Consider the following 22,987-nt stretch of genomic DNA (forward strand, 5'->3'; position numbering starts at 1 on the left):
GCCGCCCGTACCCAGGAGCACTTCCGTGACAGCGACCGCAGACCACCCGATCCTCGACCAGTCCTCCAGTGCCGTCGCGGGCGCCATGCCCGTTCCCGTGAGCCCGCGGGTGTCCGACGACGACCCGGTGTTCGCGCTGCACCGCGGCGGGAAGATCGCGCTCGAAGTGACGTCGCCACTGGCGAACGCCGACGACCTCTCCCTCGCCTACACGCCCGGCGTCGCCCGGGTGTGCCTGGCGATCGAGGAGACGCCGGCCCTCGCCGAGGACTACACCTGGCGCGGCAACCTGGTCGCCGTGGTCACCGACGGCACCGCCGTGCTCGGCCTCGGTGACATCGGCCCGGCCGCCGCCATGCCCGTCATGGAGGGCAAGGCGGCCCTGTTCAAGCACTTCGCCCGTGTCGACGCGGTGCCGATCTGCCTGGACACCAAGGACGCCGATGAGATCATCGACACGGTCGCCCGGATGGCGCCGAGCTTCGGCGGGATCAACCTCGAGGACATCTCCGCGCCCCGCTGCTTCGAGATCGAGCGGCGCCTGCAGGCGCGTCTCGACATCCCGGTCTTCCACGACGACCAGCACGGCACCGCCATCGTCGCGCTCGCCGCGCTGGAGAACGCCGCCCGGGTGACCGGCCGGCAGCTGTCGGACCTGCGGGTTGTCGTGTCGGGCGCGGGTGCTTCCGGCATCGCGGTGACCCGCATCATTCTCGCCGCCGGCATCGGCGACATCGCGGTCGGCGACCGTAAGGGGATCATCTACGCCGACCGGGGCGACCTCACGTCGGTCAAGGCGGACATCGCGGCCGTCACCAACCGGACCGGGCTGACGGGTTCGATCAACGACGCGCTGGCCGGGGCAGACGTCTTCATCGGCCTGTCCTCGGGCACCGTCCCCGAGGAGGCGGTCGCGACCATGGCGCCGGGCTCGATCATCTTCGCGATGGCCAACCCCGACCCGGAGGTCCAGCCGGAGGTCGCCCGCAAGTACGCGAGCATCGTCGCCACCGGCCGGAGCGACTTCCCGAACCAGATCAACAACGTGCTCGCCTTCCCCGGTGTCTTCAGGGGCGCGCTGGACGTGCGGGCGAGCCGGGTCACCGAGGGCATGAAGCTCGCGGCGGCCCGCGCGCTCGCCGACGTCATCGCCGACGAGCTCGCGCCGGACCACATCATCCCGAGCCCGTTCGACACCCGCGTCGCCCCGGCGGTCGCCGCCGCGGTCGCGGCCGCGGCCAAGGCGGACGGCGTCGCCCGCCGGTAAGGCGGAGGCGCGTTAGGCAGGGCGCGCGGCGCCCTGCCTAACTAACGCCTGCCGCAGCCCGGGCAGGGCGCCTTCGCGGTGACCTCCTCGATCGGGCGCAACGTCCCGCAGCTTTTGTAGGAACAGGCCACGAAGTCGGTCGGGGTCACGGTGATCACCGGGCGGCCGTCCTCGGTGAACGTCAGCGTCGGCGGCTCCGGGTCGAGCACCAGCCGGCGGCGGCGCCAGCGTGGCCCGCGCGTCGACCGTTCCCGTCCGGGCGCCGCCGCGGGCTCGGATGCCGCGGGCTGCGCGGCGGCCTGGGGCTGTGTAGCGGCCGGCGCCGCCTCGGCGGGCTCGGCCGTCAGCGGGCGCGCCGCGCGGGTCGGTGGCATGGACGGCTGAGCTGTCGGGAGGCCCGCGTCCACGGGACCGGTCGGGGGCCACGTCGGTTCAAGAGCCACCATGATGACGAGTCCAGCACATCCGGCGACAGACCGCGACCCAGCCTCCCCCCATCGACCGGTACTGGACACCAGCTGTCCTGTTGACCCGGGACTTCCGGTGGCGTCGCCTGACTCGGCGCCCTACGGTTTGTCCGTGCTTGCCGCCGCCGCAGTGACGATCAACCCGTCCGACCCGCTGGCCGGTCTGGCCGTGGGAGAGCAGCCGGAGCCGGCCGTGCCGGACGGCTGGGAGACCGTCTCGGTGCGGGCCGCCGCTCTCAACCACCATGACCTGTTCAGCCTGCGCGGCGTCGGCCTGCCTGCCGAGCGCCTGCCGATGATCCTGGGCTGCGACGGCGCGGGCGTGACGGCCGACGGCACCGAGGTCATCGTCCACGCGGTGATCGGCGATCCCGCGGCCGGCGGCGGTGACGAGACCCTGGACCCGAAGCGAACGCTGCTTTCGGAGCTGCACCCCGGCACGCTGGCCGAGCGGGTCGCGGTACCCACCCGCAACCTCGTGCCCAAGCCCGCGTCGCTCTCCTGGGCGGAGGCGGCCTGCCTGCCGACGGCCTGGCTCACCGCCTACCGGATGGTCTTCACCAAGTCAGGGCTGTCCGCCGGGGGCGGCGGCACGCTGCTCATCCAGGGCGCGGGCGGCGGCGTCGCCACGGCCGCGTTGCTGCTCGCCAAGGCCGCCGGCCACACCGTCTTCGTCACCTCTCGCGACGAGACCAAGCGCAAGCGGGCGCTGCAGCTGGGTGCCGACGCCGCGGTCGAGTCGGGTGCCCGGCTGCCGGCCAGGGCCGACGCGGTCATCGAGACCGTCGGCGCGGCCACCTGGAGCCACTCGCTGAAGTCGCTGCGCCCGGGTGGCATCGTCGTCTGCTCCGGCGCGACCAGCGGCCCGAACCCGCCGGCCGAGCTGAACCGGGTGTTCTTCCTACAGCTCAACATCGTCGGCTCGACGATGGGCACCCGTGACGAACTGGCCGCCCTCGTCGACTTCCTCGACCGCACGGGCGTGCGGCCGCTGATCGACGACGTCCGCCCCCTGGCCGACGCCCGCGCCTCCTTCGAGCGCATGGCCCAGGGCGAGATCTTCGGCAAGCTCGTCCTCACCGTCTGAGCGCGGACGGCCGGATCAGGACGGTGCCGAAGGCGACCGCCCAGGAGCCGAAGAACACGGTGATGACGGCCGCGGCCGAGTAGCCCCACCAGGGGAGGCCAGCGAGGCTCGCGGCCGGCCACGGAGCGAGCGCGAGCACCACGGTGGCGGCCAGCAGGAACCCGCCGACCGCTCGGTCGAGCGCGGACCGGTCGGACCGGGCGAGGCCGGCCGGGCCAAGCCCGGATGGCCGCGCCCGCGGCCCCGTCGCCGTGACCGGCTCGGTACTGGGTCCCCCCGTCGGGCCGACCTGCTCCGCCCCGTGTCCGGGCGACGTGGCGGCCGTGCCCGGTATGCCCAGAAGGCCCGGCCCAGCCTGGGGGCCCGATGGTGACGAACCCGTCAGGCCGGCCACCGGCGCCCGCGCGGCGGCGGCTGGCGCCTGCTCCGCGGCGACGGCGGTGAAGGCGGCGGCGGCCTCGTCCGCTGTGATCCGGCCGGCGAGGTCCTTCACCAGCAGCCCCAACACGGCATCCACCAAACGATCCGGGCCGGCCGGGCGGGTGGGAACGTGGTGGAGCACCGCCTCGATCGTCGCCGCCTCGGTCGACCGGCTGAAGGGGGATGCGCCGGTCAGGGCGAAGTAGAGCGTGGCACCGAGCGAGAACAGGTCGCCGGCCGGTTTCCCCCGCACGCCGGCGAACTGCTCCGGCGCGATGTAGGCGAGAGTGCCCACCGGGCCGCCGGCAATCGTCGGCTGCCCGTCGTGGGACGCCACTCCGAAATCGGCCAGTACCACGCGGCCTCCGTCGCCGATCAGAATGTTCGCCGGCTTGACGTCCCGGTGGGTGATACCCAGGCCATGCGCCGCGACGAGCGCGGCGAGCACCGCCACTCCGATGGTCGCGACCCTCTCCGGCGGCAGCGGGCCGGTCGCGCGCACCAGCTGCGCGAGTGACCTCGACTCGACGAGTTCCATGACGATCCATGGCAGGCCACCATCCGAGACGACGTCGAGCACCGTGACGACATGCGGATGATCTCGCAGCTTCGCGACGATGCGAGCCTCACGTTCGACCCGGGTGAACGCTAGGTGGTCGTCGGCGTCGCCAGCCGAGTTGTCCAGCCGCAGTTCCTTGACGGCGACCTGTACCTCCAGAACGCCGTCGAACGCCCGCCACACGGTGCCATGCGTGCCGGAACCAAGCTTTTCGAGCAGCCGGTACCGGCCGGCCACCACGCGGCCGCCCGACCCGTCGACGTCAGCGGTCACGGTCTGCTTCGCCCCCTTAGTTCCGCCGTTCGACGGCCCAGCCCGAGCACCCACCGCATCCCGTGAACTCGCCGGATGCCGATCCGGGCTCCTGTCGGGAATGCAAAGCTGACAATAGGCTAGAGACTGCGTGGATATTGGACAGTTCGAGGCAATTATGCTGGGATCGGAAGGCGAACACGCTGGCGGCTTGGCGCGGTCGCCGCTACATCTGCCTCTGGCGGTGCCACGTGTGGCGGTGGTCGCTTGTTCGGCCGCCGCCCGTGGCCGTTCTTTCCTGTGCCGCTCGTCATCGGTGGGGCTCAGAACCCGGATTGGGAGGATCCAGCGGTGGTGACGCCCGCCAGCGGCCGGCGCCCTGGTGGCCGGCTGAGCACCGCCGTGGCCACCCAGATCGGCCTGGCGGCGGGCCTGCTGCGCGGCTGGCTGTTCAGTAGCCGGCGGCTGCCGGCCGTGATCCTCGCGACGGCACTCGCGGCGGCGGCCACGGGGCTGCTCGCGCCGCGGGTGGACGCCGGTGGGCCGTCCGACCCAGCCAGGCCGCCGGCACGAGCGCCGGGCGCGCTCACGACCACCGCCGGCGGCACGGTGCTCGAATCGGGCGCTGATCCGCTCCCGACGGGCACACCGCCGGGAGCGGTCGCCGGGCTCATCGGTTCCAGCGGCACCCGAACCGCGCGGCTGTGCTGGCAGCCGGCCGACGGCGCCGCCGAGTACGTGCTGGAGTCCCGGGACGTGGCCGTCGGCGAGACGTGGACCACGATGCCCTACCCGATCAAGGAGCTGTGCTACACCGTTCAACAGCTACTCACCGGACATGCGTACGAGTTCCGGATTATCGGGTCGAACAGCGCCGGCAGGGGCGCACCGTCGAACACCGTCACCGTCACAGCGGGCCCGCCCCTGCCCGGCGCGGTGAATGGCCTGGCCGCCGTGCCTGGCGCGGCGACCGTCGAGTTGTGCTGGCACGCGGCGTCGGGAGCGAACCTTTACCTTTTCGACCACCGCGATGTCACCGCTGGCGAGGCGTGGACGACGATGCCCTACCCGATCAAGGAGCTGTGTTACACCGTCCAGCAGCTGGTCGCCGGTCATGCGTACGAGTTCCGGATCGCCGGGTCGAACAGCGCCGGCAGGGGAGCCCCGTCGAACACCGTGACGGCCTCGGTCGCCCCGGGAATGCCTTTGCCTGGTGCGGTGGCCGGCCTGACCGCCGCGCCCGGCCAGGGTACGGCCGACCTGTGCTGGCAGGCGGCCAAGGACGCCGCCGAGTACGTGCTGGAGTCCCGGGACGTGACCGCCAGCGAGGCGTGGACGACGATGCCCTACCCGATCAAGGAGCTGTGTTACACCGTCCAGCAGCTGGTCGCCGGTCATGCGTACGAGTTCCGGATCGCCGGGTCGAACAGCGCCGGCAGAGGAGCGCCGTCGAACACCGTCACCGTGGCCGTGTGACCTCCGGCGCGCCCGTCGTCGCTCAGAGCAAGACCGTCGGCCGGCTCGCCCTGACCCGGTGAGGCCTTGCGGCGTGAGCCGTATACCCGCGTATACTGGTCGGCGTTGGCAGGTGTTGACTTGCCGAAAGTGGCGCCGGGTGAGCCCGCGGTGGTGGGACCCCGGCGTTCGCGCTGTCTGAGCTAGGTCCTTCAATGAGCATCTACCACGTGCTGCTCTATCTTGCCGAGACGACCGAGTATCCAGGCCTCGTCTCGTCGGTGGGCGTGGAAGACCCCGCTAGCCAGAATGTCGGACACCCAGAGTGTTGGTTCCTCGGTGCCCAGCGGGAAGTCGTAGCGAAACCTGCCGATCCGTTCTCGTAAGGCTGCCAGTATGGTCGCGTCGTCGCGATTCTGCTGTTTGCCACGTGATTCGATCGCGATGGCATCGACTCGACCTTTCAGTTCCCAAAGAAATCGTTCCATCGCCTTGCGGCTGGCACGTTCTGGCCGGATACATGGCCGGGTGAGGACTACGATCTTCGGTCGATCCATTGCCGCCACGGCGTCCAGGTATGCGGTTACACGGGCTGGCTCCGCGTCGCGGAAATGGAGCTTCGCCGTCCCACGCCAGCGTTCGCGCAGGGCCAACATGGCCTCGCGGACCTCGGCGTCGTCGTCATGGGCGACGACGGCCGCGAGGACGTAGAGGCCGTTCGGTCCGGCCTCGTACGACTCGTCAATATATGCCCGCATCCGTCATGCATAGCAGACAATTTCGGCAAACCGCGGCGGGGTGGTAATCGGCTCGCGCGTGAGCGCTATTCTGGCGCTCGAAACCGCCCGTTTTGTTTTCTCTTCTTGCCCGGCCGGCGGAACTGCGTCCTAAAGGTCGGGATCGTCGTCGGGGCGGGCCAGCCAGGTGGCCAGGGACTCGATGGCGGCCTCGTGCTCGGGGTGCTCGTCGACGAAGGTACGCAGGGCGTCGGAGAGCCACTCGAGGGTGACGGTCTCCTCGCCGCGGCGCGCGGCCAGCTCCTCGATCCCCCGGTCGGTGAAGTACATCGCCCGCTCGCTTCCCTCGCCCACCGATCGCCGTGACGTTCCATCCTCGCCGGCCCGCCGGGGGCATCCGGGCCGGCTTGTCCTACCCCGCGTTGCGGTGCCCGGGGCCGTGCCAGCAAACCCTGGCCGTCCCGGAACGCCAGGATCCGGCGGGCCGAAACCGCCCCGCCGGATCCCAGGTCCTACGCGCCACCGCCTTAGGCCGCGAAGGCGGCCTCGATGAGAGCGCGCTGCTCCTTCTCGTGGACCTTCGACGAGCCCGACGCGGGGGCGGCCGAGGCCTTGCGGGAGACCCGGCGCAGCCGCAGGCCGGCCGGCAGGTGCTCCGGCAGGTGCAGGCCCATGTGCGGGTAGGCGCCCTGGTTCGCCGGCTCCTCCTGGACCCAGACGATGTCGGTCGCGTTCGGGTAGCGGCGTAGCGCCTCGGCGACCTCCGCTCCGGGGGTCGGGTAGAGCTGCTCGACCCGGAGCAGCGCGAACTGGCCCTTGTCGTCCCGCTTGTTCCGCGCGTCGGCGAGGTCCCAGTGCACCTTGCCGGCCGACAGCAGCACCCGGCGCACGGCGGCCGGGTCGGTGACCGTCGCGTCGTCGATCACCGGCCGCCACGAGCCTGACGTCAGCTCCTGCACGGTCGACGTCGCCGCCTTCAGCCGCAGCATCGACTTCGGCGTGAACACCACCAGTGGGCGACGCACCGGCGAGAGCGTCTGGCGGCGCAGCAGGTGGAAGTAGCTCGCCGCCGACGAGGGGTACGCCACCGTCATGTTCTCGTCGGCGCACAGGGACAGGAACCGCTCGATGTGGGCGGACGAGTGGTCGGGGCCCTGGCCCTCGTAGCCATGCGGCAGCAGGAGTGTCAGCGCGGTGCGCTGGCCCCACTTGGCCTCGCCGGCCGACAGGAACTCGTCGATGATCGACTGGGCGCCGTTGGCGAAGTCGCCGAACTGCGCCTCCCACAGGACGAGCATGTCGAGGCGCGCGACCGAGTAGCCGTACTCGAAGCCCATCGCCGCGTACTCGGACAGCAGCGAGTCGTGGGCGTAGAACGTGCCGACGGGGCCGCCGTCGGCGCGGCGCAGGGTGCGCAGCGGGACGTGGTCCTCACCGGAGTAGCGGTCGACCAGCACGGCGTGGCGCTGGCCGAAGGTGCCGCGCCGGCTGTCCTGGCCGGTGAGCCGGACCGAGCGGCCGTCGAGCAGCACGCTGCCCAGCGCGATCGTCTCGGCGCACGCCCAGTCGATCGCGCCGGTCTCGACCATCTGCGCGCGGCGCTCCAGCTGCGGGCGCAGCCGGGGGTGGATGGTGAAGTCGGCCGGCAGGTTCACCTGTGTGTCGATGACCTGCTTGACGACCTCCAGCGGCACCGCCGTGCTGACGGCCGCGGCGGCGGCCGCGTCCTCCGCCGTGGTGACGATGCGCGGCTGCGGGGTGGGCCGGTCGCCGGTGGCGTCGCGGGTCTCGGCGAACGCCTTCTCCAGCTCCAGGCGGTAGCTCTTCATCGCCTCCTCGGCCTGGTCGCGGGTGATGTCCCCGCGGCCGATGAGCGCCTCGGTGTAGAGCTTGCGCACGGAGCGCTTCGCCGCGATCTCGTCGTACATCAGCGGCTGGGTGAACGACGGCTCGTCCATCTCGTTGTGGCCCCGGCGCCGGTAGCAGATCATGTCGATCACGACGTCCTTGTGGAATGCCTGCCGGTAGGCGAACGCCAGCGTCGCCACCCGGACGCAGGCCTCCGGGTCGTCGCCGTTGACGTGGAAGATCGGGGCCTGCACCATCCGGGCGACGTCGGTGGCGTACACCGACGAGCGGCCCGAGGTCGGCGAGGTGGTGAAGCCGACCTGGTTGTTGATGACCAGGTGCACGGTCCCGCCGGTGCGGTAGCCGCGCAGCTGCGAGAGGTTCAGCGTCTCGGCGACCACGCCCTGGCCGGCGAACGCCGCGTCGCCGTGCACGAGCACGGGCAGGACGGTGAAGCCCTCCGGCCCCTTGTCCAGGATGTCCTGCTTGGCGCGCGCGACGCCCTCGAGGACCGGGTCGACCGCCTCCAGGTGCGACGGGTTGGCGACCACGGAGACCGGCACCTTCCTGCCGTCCGGGCCGCTGTAGACGCCCTCGGCGCCCAGGTGGTACTTCACGTCGCCGGAGCCGTGCGCGGTCTGCGGGTCGAGGTGGCCCTCGAACTCGGCGAAGATCTGCCGGTAGGACTTGCCGACGATGTTCGCCAGCACGTTCAGCCGGCCGCGGTGCGCCATGCCGATGACGACCTCGTCCATGCCGGTGCCCGCCGCCCGCGCCAGGACCTCGTCGAGCAGCGGGATCGCGGACTCGGCGCCCTCCAGCGAGAAGCGGCGCTGGCCGACGTACTTGGTCTGCAGGAAGGACTCGAACGCCTCCGCCGCGCCGAGGCGCTCGAGCACGCGCAGCTGCTCGGCCGGGTCCGGCCGCTCCGCGGAGCGCTCGACCCGGGCCTGGATCCACTGGCGCTCGTCCGGCTCCTGGATGTGCATGTACTCGATGCCGACCCGGCGGCAGTACGAGTCGCGCAGCACCCCGAGCACGTCGCGCAGCGTCATCGTCCGGTGGCCCGCGAACCCGGCGACCGGGAACTCCCGGTCGAGGTCCCACAGTGACAGGCCGTGGCTGCGGATGTCGAGGTCCGGGTGGCTGCGGATGGTGAACTCGAGCGGGTTCGTGTCCGCCATCAGGTGGCCGCGCACGCGGTAGGCGTGGATCAGCTCCTGCACCCGGGCGCTGTGGTCGAGGTCACCCTCGTGGCTGGTCGGGATGTCGGTGACCCAGCGGACCGGCTCGTACGGAACCCGCAGGGAGCGGAAGATCTCGTCGTAGAACTCGTCCTCGCCGAGCAGCAGCTGGTGGACCCGGCGCAGGTACTCGCCCGACTGGGCGCCCTGGATGATCCGGTGGTCGTAGGTGCTGGTCAGCGTGGTCACCTTGGAGATGGCCATGCGGGCGAGCGTCTCTGTGGACGCGCCGGCGAACTCGGCCGGGTACTCCATCGAGCCGACGCCGATGATCGTGCCCTGGCCCTCCATCAGCCGCGGCACCGAGTGCACGGTGCCCAGACCGCCCGGGTTCGTCAGGCTGATCGTGACGCCGGTGAAGTCGTCGGTGGTGAGCTTGCCCGCGCGGGCGCGGCGCACGATGTCCTCGTACGCGGCCCAGAACTGGGCGAAGTCCATCGCCTCGGCTTCCTTGACCGCGGCGACGACGAGCTGGCGGCCCTTCGACGTGACCAGGTCGATGGCGAGGCCCAGGTTGACGTGCCCCGGCGTGACCAGCGCCGGCTTGCCGTCGACCACCGCGTAGGAGTTGTTCATCTCGGGGAAGTCGACGAGCGCCTTCACCATCGCGAAGCCGATGAGATGGGTGAAGGAGATCTTGCCGCCGCGGGAGCGAGCCAGGTGGCGGTTGATGACGATCCTGTTGTCGATCATCAGCTTGGCCGGCACGACGCGCACCGAGGTTGCCGTCGGCACGTGCAGCGACGTCTCCATGTTGGTGACGACCCGGGCCGCGGCGCCCCGCAGCGTCGTCTGGGCCGCTGCCCGATTGGCGGAACCGGGGGGGCTGGCGGGGGAGGCCTGCGGCGCGCTGGGGGCCGGCGCCGCCTTCGCGGCGGGCACGGGGGCCGGCGGAGGAGCCACGGGCGCGGGCGGGGCGGCAGGGGCCGCGGCCGGGGTGGGCGCGGACGGCGTGGCGGCGGCTGGGGCCGCGGGCGCCTGGGCGGCGGGCGCCTGGGCGGCGGGCGCCTGGGCGGCGGGGCTCTGTGGCTCGGCTGGCGTGGTGGCGATGACCGCGCGAGCGCTCTCCGGGTCCGTGTTGTCGGTCGCGGTGGGCGCGCTCGGGTGATAGTCGGAGAGGAACTCGCGCCATTCGGGTGACACGCTGTCCGGATCCGCGAGGTACTGCTGGTAGATCTCGAACACCAGCCACTCGTTGGTTCCGAAGTCAGGTCCTGACGCGGGTACCGTCGGTGCTGTCACGGGGCCAATCGCCTCTATCCAGGTGGAGACTTCACTTTGCCGAAAGGGGCCTTCGAAAGGCCCTTCCGCTACCGCCTGTCCAGGCTACTCGCCGGGCCGAAGGTCCCTGGCGCGGCCCATTGCGGCAAATCAGTATGACGCCGCTCGCGCCGGCGTCGCCCCCGCTGGCCGGGCGGCCGCTGGTGGCGAGGCGTGGTCGCGGGGCTGCCCTGAGGCATCCGTCGCGGCATCGGCGGCGTGGCGTTCCGGCCGTCCCACCCATCGCGGGCGCCCGTCATCGCCTGCCGTGATTGACCGGCTACCCGTTGGCTCTCGGGCGCGGCCGATGTGAGTTTCCCAGCATCACGACCATCCCTCCCGCCGGCCCGGCCGGCCGGCCGGGCCGGCGCTCGCGGCCCGGATGGACATCCCCGCGCCCGGTGCCGGCGGCGGCGTGCGACGCTGCCCGGCGTGGTGGTGGGCAGGCGGGAAGGCACGGGAGGCGCCGCGGCGGCTCCCAGGACGGACGGGCGACGCGCGGCGGACCTGCCGGGTTACCGGGTGGGGATCGACGTCGGCGGTACCTTCACCGACCTCGCCGCCGTCGCGCCGGACGGGCGGACGCTGTTCGCGAAGGTGCCCTCCGTGCCGGCCGACCCGTCGATCGCGGTCCTGTCCGCGTTCGCCGCGGCGGCGCTCGCCGGCCTGGCGGCCCCGGCACGCGCCGAGGAGCCGGCCGGGCGGGTCGAGCGGTTCGCCCACGGCACGACGGTCGCCACCAACGCGCTGCTGGAACGGGCGGGCGCGAGGACCGCGCTGGTCACCACCCATGGCTTCCGCGACGTCATCGAGATCGGCCGACAGAACCGGCCGTCGCTCTACGACCTGACCATGGACCGGCCGGCCCCGCTCGTCCCGCGCGCGCTGCGATTCACGGTGCGTGAGCGCTGCGGCCCGGGCGGGGTGCTGGAGACCCTCACCCCTGGCGAGATCGCCCGGGTGGTCGACCAGGTCGCCGCCGTCGACGGCCTGGAGGCCGTCGCCGTCTGCCTGCTGTTCTCGTTCGCCTGGCCGGAGCACGAGCGGCGGCTGGCGGAGAGCCTGCGCGCCCGGCTGCCCGGGGTGACGGTCGTCGCCTCCAGCGAGGTGCTGCCCGCCTTCCGCGAGTACGAGCGGTTCGCCACCGCCACCGCGGATGCCTACCTGACGCCGAAGCTCTCCGCCTATCTCACCCGGCTGCGCGGGCGCCTGGCCGAGGTGGGCATCGGCGAGCCGCTCGTGATGCAGTCGTCGGGCGGGGTGGCGCGGCTGGCGGAGGCCGCGGCGCACGCGGCCACCTGCGTGCTGTCCGGCCCCGCCGGCGGGGTGGTCGGCGCGGCCTACGTCGCTGGTCTGTCCGGCGTGCGCGACCTGCTGACATTCGACATGGGCGGGACGTCCACCGACGTCGCACCGGTGCTCGGCGGGCGGGCACTGACCACCTCGGAGTCGGTGCTGGCCGGTATCCCGATCATGCTGCCGACGGTCGACGTGCACTCCGTCAGCGCGGGTGGCGGCTCGATCGCCTGGGTCGACTCGGGCGGCGCGCTGCGCGTCGGGCCGGCCTCCGCCGGCGCCGATCCCGGGCCGGCCTGCTACCAGCACGGGGGGCAGGCGGCGACGGTGACCGACGCCGACCTCGTCCTCGGCTATCTCGGCGACGGCGCGGGCCTCGGGGGGGAGGTCACGCTGTCGGCCGCGGCGGCTACGGCCGCGCTGGAGCGGCTGGGCGCGCGGCTCGGCCTCTCGGCGACCGACGCCGCGGCCGGGGTGGTCGCCGTCGCCGACGCCGAGATGACCCGCGCGCTGCGGGTGGTCTCCGTCGAACGTGGCCTCGACCCGCGCGCGCTCGCGCTGGTGGCGTTCGGCGGAGCGGGCGGGACGCACGCCTGCGCGCTCGCCGAGGCGCTCGGGATGACGATGGTGCTGGTGCCGCGGGCGGCGGGCGTGCTGTCCGCGCTGGGGCTCGCGCTCGGTGACGTGCGCCGTGACCACACGGCGCCGCTGCGCGGGCGGCTCGGCGACGTGGACCTCGCGGGCGCCTTCGGCCGGCTCGCCGGCCAGGTGTCGGCCACGGCCCGGAGCTCCGGCGGCGGAGATGGTGGGGAGGGCGGGGAGAGCGGGGACGGCCCGCTGCTGGAACGGCAGGTGGACTGCCGTTACGTGGGGCAGGCACACGAGCTGACCGTCTCCGCCGGCTCGCCGACGCCCGGCGACGCGGACGATCCGGCCGGCGCGGACGAGGCGCTCGCCGCCGCGGTGCGCGCGGCCTTCGAGGACACCCACGCCCAGCGCTATGGGCACGCGGCGCCCGGCCGGGACGTCGAGGTCGTCGCCGTCAGGCTCGTGGCCACCGCGCCCGGCCTGCGCCCCGCGCTCGCCGCCGAGCCGGCGGATCCGGCCGCCGCGCGCATCCGTCGCCGCGTCTGGCTGGGCAACCACCCGGATGGCGCCGGCCGCGTGCCCGAGGAGCCCGGCCACGCGGACCTGGGCGGGGGCTGGCACGAGGTCGACGTGGTCGCGCGCGCGGCCCTCGGCCCGGGCGACACGCTGGCCGGGCCTGCCGTCGTCGAGTTCACCGAGGCCACCTGCCTGGTCCGCCCCGGTTGGACCGCGCGCGTCGACCCGGTCGGCACGCTCACGCTCACCCGCCCGGCCAGCTGACCGCGGCTCCCCACTCGCGGCCACGAGCCACGCGCCGAGCCGAGCCGGTGAGGGGAGCGGAGGCGAGCGACGCTACGTGACGAAAATTGGGCATAGTAGGGACCTTTTCCCCGCCGTCCCGCGCCGGGAACAGTCCTGTGGCCTGCGTCGTTAACACGACCGTACCGGTCCGCATCATGGCCCCCGGACCTAAAAATTGTCGCTACGTGCGACCTTGCCCCGTGAGGCGACCTGGCGGGCCGGTGCTTTTCGTCAAGATCGCGCCCCAGCTGGGGCGCGATCTTGCATTTAGGGGTGTCTGTAGTGGTCCCAGCCCTGCGGGCCCTCATACGGGGTGCCGTCGACGAGGACACCGGAGCCCTCGGTCACCTCGCCGATCAGGCTCACGCCGGCCGGCAGCGCGGAGCTCGGCGGGAGGCAGGCGACGAAGGCGTTGTCGTCACCGCCGGTGAGGACCCAGCGCAGCGGGTCGGCGGCCAGGCGCTCGGCGGCCGCGCGCAGCGGCTCGGCGATGTCGAAGGCGGCCGAGCGCAACTCGACGCGGATGCCCGACGCGGTGGCGATGTGGCCGACATCGGCCAGCAGGCCGTCGCTGACGTCGCACATCGCGCTCGCGCCCGCGGCCGCCAGCGCCCGGCCGGCGGCGTAGGGCGGCTCGGGACGGCGGTGGGCGTCGAGCAGCTCGGCGGGGTCGCCCGCGCCCGCGCCCAGCAGTTCCAGGCCGGCCTGCGCCCAGCCCAGGCGGCCGGCGAGCACCACCCGGTCACCTGGGCGCGCCCCGGAACGCCGGATGGGCTCGGCGCCGCCCAGGTCGCCGAGCGCGGTGACCGCCAGGATCACGCGGTCCGCTGAGCTCACGTCCCCGCCGGCGATGACGGCGCCGACCTCGGCACACTCGTCGCGCAGCCCATCGGCGAGCCGCAGCACCCATGCGACCGGGAGATCGCCCGGCGCGGCCAGGCCAAGCAGCAGACCCGTCGGCCGGGCTCCCATCGCGACCACGTCGCTGAGGTTCTGCGCCGCGGCCTTGCGGCCGACGTCGTACCCGGACGAGTAGTCGCGCCGGAAGTGCCGGCTCTCGAGCAGCAGGTCGGTGGTCGCCACGACTCGGCCGTCCGGCGCGGCGAGCAGCGCGGCGTCGTCACCCGGGCCGATCAGCAGCCCGTCGCCGCCGGGGAACCGGGCGGTGATCGCCCTGATCAGGCCGAACTCGCCGAGATCGGCCACAACGCCCGTCATCGAAAGTGAGCGGCTGGGGAGGGGCGCACGCCCGGCACTCTAGCCTCGCGGCCCGCCGACAGTCATGCGCCGACCGTGTACACCGCTCGCGCCGAATACGGCGTTCCTTGTGAAATCGTCGCCCGCGGGTGCGCGGACCACCCGCTCATGGCCGGGCCATCCGCCCCGGCGGCGCGCGAGAGCGGTCTCCGCCTGGGAGGACGAACAGCGCCGTTTCCGCGGTATGGGACATTGTTTTCCTGGCGTTTCTTCGCGCGCGATGTCCGGTCGAAATACCCCGGCCCGGCGCGGCTGAATTCCGCCGCGAAACGGCGGCGCGATGCCGGGGCCGCCATCGCGGCGCGGTCGACGGGGCCCGGCGCGCGGGCCCGGTGATACGGCGCGGTTGCCCTCGGCCGGCGCCGCGATCCCGGTCGTCATTTCCGGCCGTCATCGTGATGTCGCCGGATGCCGCGTGTGCGGCGTCACGGCCGGCCAGGTGGGCGGCCGGAGCGACGCCCGGCCGCCGGGCGGACCACCAGACGACCGGTCCCGCCGGAGCGGGTCGCCACTGCTCTCGGCGGGTCCAGCGCGACGCCCGCACCCGGCAGCCGGCGGCTCCCGATGTTCCATCCGGGCGGCACCCTCGGCGTTCGGCCGGCAAGGTCACGACGGATGCCGTCGATGGCAACATCGCTGACATCTGACCGTCATATCCCGCTGGGACTCTGACGGCCGTGCCGCTCGTCATCCCCTGCCGCCCGTATCGCCCGGCGGTGCCGGCCGCGCATGCCTCGAGGCCGAGGCCGCGGACGCACCCTGGGCCGGTACCCGGCGCCCCGCCGGACGCCGGCGGGCGGGCCGGGACCAGGCGACGGTAGGGCGCCGGTGGCACTGCAGCCAGGGAAGGGAAAGGTCGAGGGCAAGCACTACCTGCCGTCCACCCCGGAGACGGTCCGCTGGGGGGAGCTGCCGACGGCGCGCACCAGGCCGGTGCTGACCGTCGACACGGGCGCGACCGTCACCGTCGACACGGTCAGCCAGGAGGGCATCCTGGAGGACCAGGGCCGCGACCCCGACGCGTTCTTCGGCCGTCACGGCGTCACCACGGCGGAGGTCCTCGAGGACGCCAGGGCGATCGCGGCGTCCGGGATGCCCCACCGCTTCGGCGTCGACGGCCCGCACATCGTCACCGGCCCCGTGTACGTGCGCGGCGCCGAGCCCGGCGACGTGCTGCGGATCGAGGTCGTGTCGCTCCTGCCCAGGGCCCGTTACGGCCTCATCTCCAACCGCCACGGGCAGGGCCTGCTCGCCGGCGAGTTTCCCGAGGGGCCGCCGCCGGACGACGACGCCGACTCCCGGCACTGGCACGGGTTTCGGACCGTCAGCAGCTTCTGCGCGGTCGAGCGCCGGCGCGGCAAGCTGTTCGGCGCGCTCGACGCGTCGACGGCCGGCGGCGCGCGGGTGCGTTTCCCGCTCATGCCGTTCATGGGAATCATGGCGGTGGCTGTGGAAACCGGCGCGGAGTCCGGTACCGACGGCGACGGCGGGGCGGTTGCGATGCCGTCCACGTCGGTCGGACTGCACGGTGGCGCGCTGGACTGCCGGGAGCTGGGAGTCGGTGCCAGGCTCTACCTGCCGGTGCAGGTGCCCGGAGCGCTCTTCGCCGTCGGGGACCCGCACTACTCGGCGGGAGACGGCAAGATCGGGCTGACCGCGCTGGAGGGGCCGCTGCGGGCGACGTTCCGGCTCACCGCCCTGCGCGAGCCAGCCGCGCGGTCGGCACTCGGGACGCTGCGGGAGCCGTTCGTCGAGACCGAGGCCTGCTGGCTCACGCTGGGGCTGGACGTCGACGTCACCGAGGCGGTCCGGCGGGCCGCCCGTTCGGCGGTGCTCTTCCTTTCCAGCCGGCTGGGACTGGAGCGCGCGGCCGCGCTCGCCTACCTGACGGCGGCGGCGGACTTCGGGATCAGCCAGGTCGTCAACGGCGTGCACACCGCTTACTGCCGCCTGCGGCGGGCCGACTTCAGCGAGACGCCGCCCAGGCCGCGGCTGCCGCGCGCCGCGCTCGGCCGGCTGGTCGGGCCCGAGGACGACGACGGGCTCGACCGGGACGCGGCGATCGACAGCGAGATCTCGGACAACGGCTCCCGCGACACCATCGGTCGTCATGGCGGCGGCCGTGGCCGCCCGTCCGCGGGCGCGGGAACCGCCCGCCCGCTGGCTGCCGGCGCCAGCCTCGCGGACGCGGATGGCGACGGGCAGGAGTCGTCCGCGGTCGACGGGCAACCGGTTGACGGACACACCGTCGATGGGTCCGCGGGTGACGGACACGCGGTCGATGGGCAACCGGTCGACGGGCATGGCGCCCGCACGCCCGGTGGCGACGGTCCCGGCTCGGACCCGGCCGACGTGAGCCCGAACGACCAGGCCGAGGACGAGGACACCGACGGCGACACGCCGGCAGTCCCGGTCGGGCAGGAGGCCACCGCCGCGTCCCGCCCGCCCCCGCCGCCCGGCCAGCGATCGCACGATCATGACGAAGCCCGCGCGGCCGGAGGCCAGACCGCGGGCGTCATCGGCCAGAGGTCGCGCGATCATGGCGAGGCCCGGGCGGCCGGAGCCCGGCAGCCAGGTCGCGATCCCGCGCCGCGCGGCGCGGGCAAGGCAACCGGGCGCCCAGCTCCCGACAGCCCGTCCGCCGCCGGCCGCTGACCGCTCCACGCCCATCGCCCGTTCCTGGGCGGCGGGCGCCCGCCGTCCAGCCTCAGAAATCCCATGCGCTCAGCTGTGGGCGCGGAGCGTCCGGCAACGGGAGCGCCTCAGGCCGGGGCGTCGTCCAGGCCGTCGAGCTCGGACAGCGTGATCGGGGACCACCGGCGGGCGAGTTCGCTCGGCTCGGCGCGGACGGCCGCCGTCCGGTCGGCCCGGCTGGCCCCGCCGGGGCTCGACGGCCCGCCCGCCTCCCCGCCCGCGCCGCCCGGTGTCTCGTCGAGGGCGGCACCCGTCGCCTCCTGGGGCGCGGCGGCGCGGTCGACGCCCGCGGAGGGGATGAGCTCGGCACCGGCTGGGCCAGCCGTCGCACGCTCGGCGGGGCCCGTTTCGGGCGTTCCCGCCCGGCCACCGGCCGGGCCGATGGCGGCGGCGGACAGGCGCGGCCACAGACTGGCCAGCGCCGCCGCCGGGTCACTTTCGAAGTCGGACTGGCGGACGCGCCAGAACGGCCAGCCGGCGCGGCGCAGCTGGCGCTCCCTGGCGAAGTCGTGGGCGACCTGTGCCGGCGTGCCGACCTCGTCACCGTCGCACTCGACCGCGAGCCGGGCCCGGCCGCCCGCGACGACCAGGTCGATCCGCCGGCCGTTCACCTCGACCTGCGGCAGCACGCGGTAGCCCGCGGCGGTGAGCTCGCGGAAGACCCGCTGCTCGAACAGCGAGTCGAAGCGGGGATGCGGGATGTCCGGGGACACCTGGTCGAGTCGCGGCGGCTCGTCGGCGTCCGCCTCCTGGGCACGGCTGCGGGCCAGCACGTAGCCGAGGTGGCTGTGCCGCAGGTCGTCCGGCCGCAGGTCCTCGAGGCCGACGGAGTGGAACAGCCACATCTGGTCGCGGGCGCGCGAGGCCGCCACGTTGAACCGCCGCTGGTACTCCTGCCTGGTCAGGGCCGGGGTCGCCGTGTCCGGCGTGACCACCATCGACAGGAACACCACGTCGCGCTCGTCGCCCTGGAAGTCCGGGGGCGTGCCGACCCGCAGCCGGCGGCGCTGCTGCTCGGCGGCCGACATCCGGGCGGCGAGCAGCGAGCGGACGAGGTCCGCCTGCCCGGTGCCCTGCAGGACGACGACGCCGAACGAGGCCCCGTCGTAACGCGGGTCGGCCGCGCAGCTCAGGACCTGTGAGACCAGCGCCTCCGCCTCCGCCGAGTTACGCAGCGCGGCGCCGGCGCCGGTGGTGTAGGCGTGCGGCACATAGCGGGCGCGCAGCGGAGGCAGCCGGTCGGCGCCGAACTGGCGCAGCGGCACCAGCGGCGCGTCCCGGTAGAACATCGCCGACGACCACTCGATGATCTCCGGCATGCAGCGGAAATGCTCGCGCAGGCGGATGACCTCGCCGAACCTGGTCCGCAGCAGGCTGAACAGGCTCGACCGGGGGGTGAACGAGACGCGCAGCCAGCCGGGCAGGTCGGGCAGCAGCGCGTCCAGGCGACGGAACATCGGGTCCAGGCCATCGTCGTCGGCGGTGGCCAGGCCCTCCCCGTCGGCGCTGGTGAGAGCGACGCGCGTCGTGTCGCCCGGCGCGGCCGCCGGGGCGCACTGCCGGTCGTCGCCGACGATGATCACTCGTGGGGCGAGCCACAGGAGGAACAGGCTGTCCAGGCCGGCCTGGCTGCCCTCGTCCACGATCACCACGTCGAAGCTGTCGCGGACAGCCGGGATGGTGGCGAGCACCTCGGCGATCGGCATGACCCAGGCGGGCACGCCCGTCTGGGCGATCGCCATCGCCTCCCTGGCGGCCTGCCGGTAGCGGTCGGCGTGCCGGCCGGCGAACCGGCCGCCGGCGGCGACCGCGTCCGCGTAGGCGCGCAGCGCGGCCGACTCGCGGGTGCCCATCCGCTCCAGGCAGTGCTTCCAGGCCTTGGCGCCGGCGAGCTCGGCGGTGGTGGCGGCGACCGCGTCCTCGGCGGCGTCGAGCTGGGCGTCGAGGTCAGCCGCGCCGGGGGTGGGTGCCCGGCCGGCATCGCCCGTCGGGCCACGCCGGGCGGTGCCCTTGCCCGGGGCTCCTCCCGGATCGGCTCGGCCAGTCCGGGAGGCCGTGAACCAGCCGGCGGCCAGCCCCCAGGACCAGGCGGCCTCGAACCGCACGAGCCGATGGCGCCATTCGTCGTCGTCCACGGGCTCGGGGGCGCCGCGCGGGCCGGCCGTGCCGGTGGCCGCCTGGGCGAGCAGCAGTTCCGCCAGTGCCGGGTGGGCGCCCCTCAGCCGCCGGAGCAGGACCTCGCGGCGGGCGGCCGCGCGCCGGGCGCCGACCGCGGCCAGCAGCCCGTCGCGCGCCAGGCGGTAGCCGGCGAGATCGCGGGCCGCGAGCGTGCCCGCGAGCCGGCGCAGCTCGGCGGGGAACCCGCTCCTGTCCGCGGCGGCCTCGACCTCGGCCCGCGGCCGCTCGATCTCCGCCCGGGCCTCGGCCGCGGCGAGCCGCAGCCGGGCGAGTGCCAGAGCCCCGGCCAGCGCCCGCAACGCGTCGGCCGATCCCAGGTCGACCAGGCCGCTCCCGAGGCCCGGGCCGGCCAGGTGCACGCCGGTTTCGGTGCCCAGCGACGCGAGCAGGGAGTGGACCTGGTCGCGGGCCGTGAGGACGGCGACGACGGCGCCCAGCGCGTCCTGCGCCTCGGTGAGCCGGGCGAGCCGGATCTCGGGGGCCACGACCTCGCCACCCGGCTCGCCGGCCGCGTCCTGGCCCGCGAGCTGCCCGGGACGGCCCCCGCCGTCGGACCCGGCGGATGAGCCGGCCGTCTCGCCCCGCCCGCGCGCGTCGCCGGGCCCGAAGCCGACGTTCACACCCGCGAGCGCCCAGGCCCTGGCGGCGGCGTCGATCGCGACCTCGGCGCGCAGCCGGGCGATCACGAGGTCCAACAGCTTGGGCGTGGTGGGCGCGCGGCCGTCGACCGTGGACTCGGCGAGCAGGTCGGCCGCGTCCCTCTGGACCTGGGAGCGGAACATCCGGCGCAGGCTGCCGCCCTGATCCAGATGCCGGCGCAGTGCCTCACCGGCCGCGAGCATGCGCGCGGCCGGCGTCGCCAGGGGGTCGCCGGTGCCCGCCGGGGCCAGGACCGCGGCGGCCGGCAGCGTGACGGCATGCAGGCCGAGCGTCCCGAGCGCCTCGGTTGCCTCGGCGAGTGCCGGCGCCGCGGAGGTGACCTTCCCCCACACGGCACCGTCGCGGCCGGCGAGCGCGTCGTCGAGCGCGCGCGGAAGCCAGGAAGCGCGCCGGGCCGTCCGGCGCGCTTCCTCCAGCGTCCGGGTGACGGCCTCGACGGCGGCGGTGAGCCGGTCGAGGCCGACAGTGTCAAGCACGCCGAGCGCGGCGGCCACCTCGCCGAGGGCCGACCCGGAGGCGGCCCTGGAGGCGGTGTCCGCCTCCGCCGTCGCGGCCCGCTCCCGTTCCAGCAGCCGCTCGAGGGCCTGGACACCGAGCAGGGACACCGGGCCGAGGCCGATGTCGTGGTCCAACGCGTCGCTGCCCGGCCCGACGGACTCGCCCGGGGCACCGGTGCCGGGCGCGGTCGGGCTCTGGCTGTGGGCCTCCGTCCCGTCACCCGGCGCCGTCCCGGCGCCGGCGCGTAGCAGCGCCCAGAGCTCGGTGGCCTCCTCGGCGGTCAGCGGCGCGGGCGGCGGCCCGCCCGCGGGGTCGCGGGGGACCGGGAGCGGGAGCCAGCCGTGCTCGGCGCGCTCGCCGCGGAGCCGGGCGGCGATCGCCCCCCGTGTCCCCGACCAGCCCGGAGCGACCTTGCGTTCAGGGTGACCGACGGCCTCAGCGGCGCGCAGCTCCTGAATGGCAGCCACGAGCTCGTCGCGGCGGGCGATCGCCGCGTCGCGGCGATCGCGGGCCTCGTCGATCCGGCGGGCCTGGCCGTCCGGATGGTAGGCGGCCTTCTCGGCGGCGAGCGCGCTCACGCTCGCCGCGAGGTCGGAGGTCCGGGCGTCCTCGGCGTCGGTGAGCGAGACGCACAGCCGCCGTAGCGACTCGGGGAGCTTGTCCCGCAGCACCCGCAACGCCTGCGCCTTCTGGCTGGTCACCAGCACTCGCTGCCCCTCGGCCAGCAGCGCCGAGACCAGGTTGGCGATGGTGTGCGTCTTGCCCGTGCCCGGTGGGCCCTCGACGATCACGCCGCTGTCGTGACGCAGCCGCTCCATGACGTGCGCCTGCTCCGGATTGGCCGGCAGCGGGAACAGCGGGTCGTCGGAGAGCCGCCCGGGGCTGGCGGCGCCCTCGGCGGCGAGCCAGGCAAGCCGCTCGTCGGCCTCCAGCGTCTCCACCAGCTGGACGAGCCCGAGCGGCGGGCGGCCCTCGCCGCGCAGCGCGTCGAGCATCTGCTCGTAGTAGGTGAGCAGCGCCGCGCTGCCGCGGGCGCGCAGCACCAGGGCGGGGGCGAGGTCGACGCGCGGTCGGTCGCTCGGCGGGCCGGGCGGCTGCCACGTGGCCGAGTACCCGTCGTGGCCGACATCGAGCGCGAGCGTCAGCCAGTCGCGCAGCAACCGCTCGTCCTCGCCGCCGAGCGGCGCGGCCGGGCGGGCGCGCAGCCGTTCGTGCAACGCGTTCGTGCGCTCGGCGTGGAAGACGGGCAGCCCGTCCAGCAGGCCATCCTCGAGCCGGGTGGCGATGCCGTCCGGCACGCGCAGCCGGATGGCGGAGGTGACCGGGTCGACCTCGACGGCGAGCCTCGTGGTCAGCAGGTGCCGGCGCAGCGTCCGGCCGTCGGGGGCGCGCCAGGAGAGCAGGCCGGTGGCGAGCACCAGCTCCAGCCCGTCGCCCTCCTGCGCGAGCCGGCCGGCCACGCCGTGCAGCACGCCGTGCAGGGCGCGCCGGTCCGCGTCGGCCCGCGCCCGGGCGGCCCAGATCTGCCAGGTGGGCAGCCAGTCCTGGTAGGCCTGCGGCACCTCGGGACGGTCGACGAGCCGCACCGGCTCGGCGAGCCCCTCGACCACCGGCTGGCCGCCCGGCCGCAGCGGGATCCCGTCCGGCCAGCCGGCGCGGGAGCGCAGACTCGTCTCGCGCAGCGGCGGCGAGTCCGACGGCACGTCGCCCGGCTCCGGCAGCACCACCCAGCCGGCCAGCGCGTCCGGCAGCGGCGGCGGCGAGGGCAGCACCGCGGCGGCCGGCGCCTCCAGCGCGACCTCGCCCGCGGTCGCGTGCTCGAACAGTGACAGGCCGCCCGGCAGCTGGGCGAGCCACACCACCAGTGGGTTGTCCTCGACCGCCGCCACCTGGTCGGACTGGGACAGCGCCACCTCATGCAGGAACCGCACCAGCCGGTGGCACCGGTTGGTGAGCATGGCGAACCGCTCCTGTTCCCCCGACGGTCCCGTCGTCATCACCCCTCCGCGCCCGGCCGCTCCGAATAATCCCCTACGCTTCCGCGCGGGCTACCGCGCGGCTCACCGATCGCCCTCGGGAGGCGTGATCGTGGCGGCCGTGCGGCGGGCTGTCGGTGGGGAGATGGTGGGCAAGGTGGTGGGAACGGGCCCGGCGGACGCGTCGCGCTCTGTCGTCCATGGGTGGCTTGGCCCGAGGGGCCACCGCCGTTGTCGCGGGGGCAGGGGAGAATGTCCGCCGCCCGGCCTGGCCAGGGGTCGCCCTGAACCGGGGTTCCTGCCGGATCGGCGACAGGGTCCCTGCCGGATCGGCGACAGGGTCCCTGCCGGATCGGCGACAGGGTCCCTGCCGGATCGGCGACAGGGTCCCTGCCGGATCCGGGGTCCCTGCCCGATTGGCGAAGCCAATCGGGGAGGTCTGG

Annotated in this window: 12 protein-coding genes; 5 read left to right on the forward strand and 7 right to left on the reverse strand. The window is 74.3% G+C overall.

The genetic code is table 11. From position 1 onward, the window contains the following. Positions 1-25: 25 nt before the first annotated feature. Positions 26-1,267, forward strand: a complete 1,242-nt coding sequence (locus tag BCD48_RS20435; RefSeq protein ID WP_071050000.1) for an NAD(P)-dependent malic enzyme — start codon at positions 26-28, stop codon at positions 1,265-1,267. 41 nt (positions 1,268-1,308) lie between these two features. Here BCD48_RS20435 and BCD48_RS20440 read toward each other — a convergent pair whose 3' ends face one another. Next, positions 1,309-1,641: a hypothetical protein gene (locus BCD48_RS20440; protein WP_071050001.1), complete on the reverse strand. Its 333-nt coding sequence runs from the start codon at positions 1,639-1,641 to the stop codon at positions 1,309-1,311. A 205-nt stretch (positions 1,642-1,846) separates the two neighbouring features. On the opposite strand from BCD48_RS20440, the gene BCD48_RS20445 reads away from it, so the two are divergent. Then, a complete protein-coding gene (locus BCD48_RS20445; RefSeq protein ID WP_071050054.1) occupies positions 1,847-2,821 on the forward strand; it encodes a zinc-binding dehydrogenase in 975 nt (324 codons plus the stop codon). On the opposite strand, the gene BCD48_RS51450 is transcribed toward BCD48_RS20445, so the two are convergent. Continuing rightward, positions 2,811-4,073 (reverse strand): serine/threonine-protein kinase, encoded by a 1,263-nt coding sequence (locus BCD48_RS51450; RefSeq protein WP_071050002.1) that lies wholly within the window; start codon positions 4,071-4,073, stop codon positions 2,811-2,813. The two genes, BCD48_RS20445 and BCD48_RS51450, sit on opposite strands and share 11 nt — an antisense overlap. 330 nt (positions 4,074-4,403) lie before the next feature. Between BCD48_RS51450 and BCD48_RS51455 the strand changes: the two genes are divergently transcribed. Further along, on the forward strand, positions 4,404-5,528 hold the full coding sequence (locus BCD48_RS51455) for a fibronectin type III domain-containing protein (RefSeq protein WP_071050003.1): 1,125 nt from the start codon (positions 4,404-4,406) through the stop codon (positions 5,526-5,528). A 191-nt stretch (positions 5,529-5,719) separates the two neighbouring features. On the opposite strand, the gene BCD48_RS20460 is transcribed toward BCD48_RS51455, so the two are convergent. The 3 genes from BCD48_RS20460 to BCD48_RS20470 all read right to left on the reverse strand — a co-directional run bounded on the left by BCD48_RS20460 (position 5,720) and on the right by BCD48_RS20470 (position 10,578). Beyond that, positions 5,720-6,265, reverse strand: a complete 546-nt coding sequence (locus BCD48_RS20460) for a DUF3800 domain-containing protein (protein WP_071050004.1) — start codon at positions 6,263-6,265, stop codon at positions 5,720-5,722. Positions 6,266-6,394: 129 nt separating this feature from the next. Then, complete coding sequence (locus BCD48_RS20465; protein WP_071050055.1) at positions 6,395-6,574, reverse strand: DUF6104 family protein; 180 nt, start codon at positions 6,572-6,574, stop codon at positions 6,395-6,397. Positions 6,575-6,771: 197 nt separating this feature from the next. Further along, on the reverse strand, positions 6,772-10,578 hold the full coding sequence (locus BCD48_RS20470) for a multifunctional oxoglutarate decarboxylase/oxoglutarate dehydrogenase thiamine pyrophosphate-binding subunit/dihydrolipoyllysine-residue succinyltransferase subunit (RefSeq protein ID WP_071050005.1): 3,807 nt from the start codon (positions 10,576-10,578) through the stop codon (positions 6,772-6,774). Positions 10,579-11,028: 450 nt separating this feature from the next. Between BCD48_RS20470 and BCD48_RS20475 the strand changes: the two genes are divergently transcribed. Further along, the gene (locus BCD48_RS20475; RefSeq protein WP_083418944.1) at positions 11,029-13,260 is read left to right on the forward strand and encodes a hydantoinase/oxoprolinase family protein; all 2,232 of its coding nucleotides are present in this window, start codon (positions 11,029-11,031) and stop codon (positions 13,258-13,260) included. A gap of 288 nt (positions 13,261-13,548) precedes the next feature. On the opposite strand, the gene BCD48_RS20480 is transcribed toward BCD48_RS20475, so the two are convergent. Then, positions 13,549-14,499, reverse strand: coding sequence for a thiamine-phosphate kinase (locus tag BCD48_RS20480; protein ID WP_071050006.1), 951 nt, complete (start codon positions 14,497-14,499; stop codon positions 13,549-13,551). Between the two features lie 867 nt (positions 14,500-15,366). On the opposite strand from BCD48_RS20480, the gene BCD48_RS20485 reads away from it, so the two are divergent. After that, complete coding sequence (locus BCD48_RS20485; protein WP_083418945.1) at positions 15,367-17,193, forward strand: acetamidase/formamidase family protein; 1,827 nt, start codon at positions 15,367-15,369, stop codon at positions 17,191-17,193. Between the two features lie 107 nt (positions 17,194-17,300). Here BCD48_RS20485 and BCD48_RS20490 read toward each other — a convergent pair whose 3' ends face one another. Next, on the reverse strand, positions 17,301-22,565 hold the full coding sequence (locus BCD48_RS20490; RefSeq protein ID WP_241841878.1) for a PDDEXK-like endonuclease domain-containing protein: 5,265 nt from the start codon (positions 22,563-22,565) through the stop codon (positions 17,301-17,303). Between the last annotated feature and the right edge of the window lie 422 nt (positions 22,566-22,987).

It is taken from the genome of Pseudofrankia coriaricola (assembly GCF_001854805.1).
In the GTDB taxonomy this organism is placed as follows: domain Bacteria; phylum Actinomycetota; class Actinomycetes; order Frankiales; family Frankiaceae; genus Pseudofrankia.

Bases quoted from the DNA above. Each gene is read 5' to 3' on its own strand.
- BCD48_RS20460 (WP_071050004.1), bottom strand. From the start codon at position 6,265: ATGCGGGCATATATTGACGAGTCGTACGAGGCCGGACCGAACGGCCTC.
- BCD48_RS20490 (WP_241841878.1), bottom strand. From the start codon at position 22,565: ATGACGACGGGACCGTCGGGGGAACAGGAGCGGTTCGCCATGCTCACC.
- BCD48_RS20480 (WP_071050006.1), bottom strand. From the start codon at position 14,499: ATGACGGGCGTTGTGGCCGATCTCGGCGAGTTCGGCCTGATCAGGGCG.
- BCD48_RS20440 (WP_071050001.1), bottom strand. From the start codon at position 1,641: ATGCCACCGACCCGCGCGGCGCGCCCGCTGACGGCCGAGCCCGCCGAG.
- BCD48_RS20465 (WP_071050055.1), bottom strand. From the start codon at position 6,574: ATGTACTTCACCGACCGGGGGATCGAGGAGCTGGCCGCGCGCCGCGGC.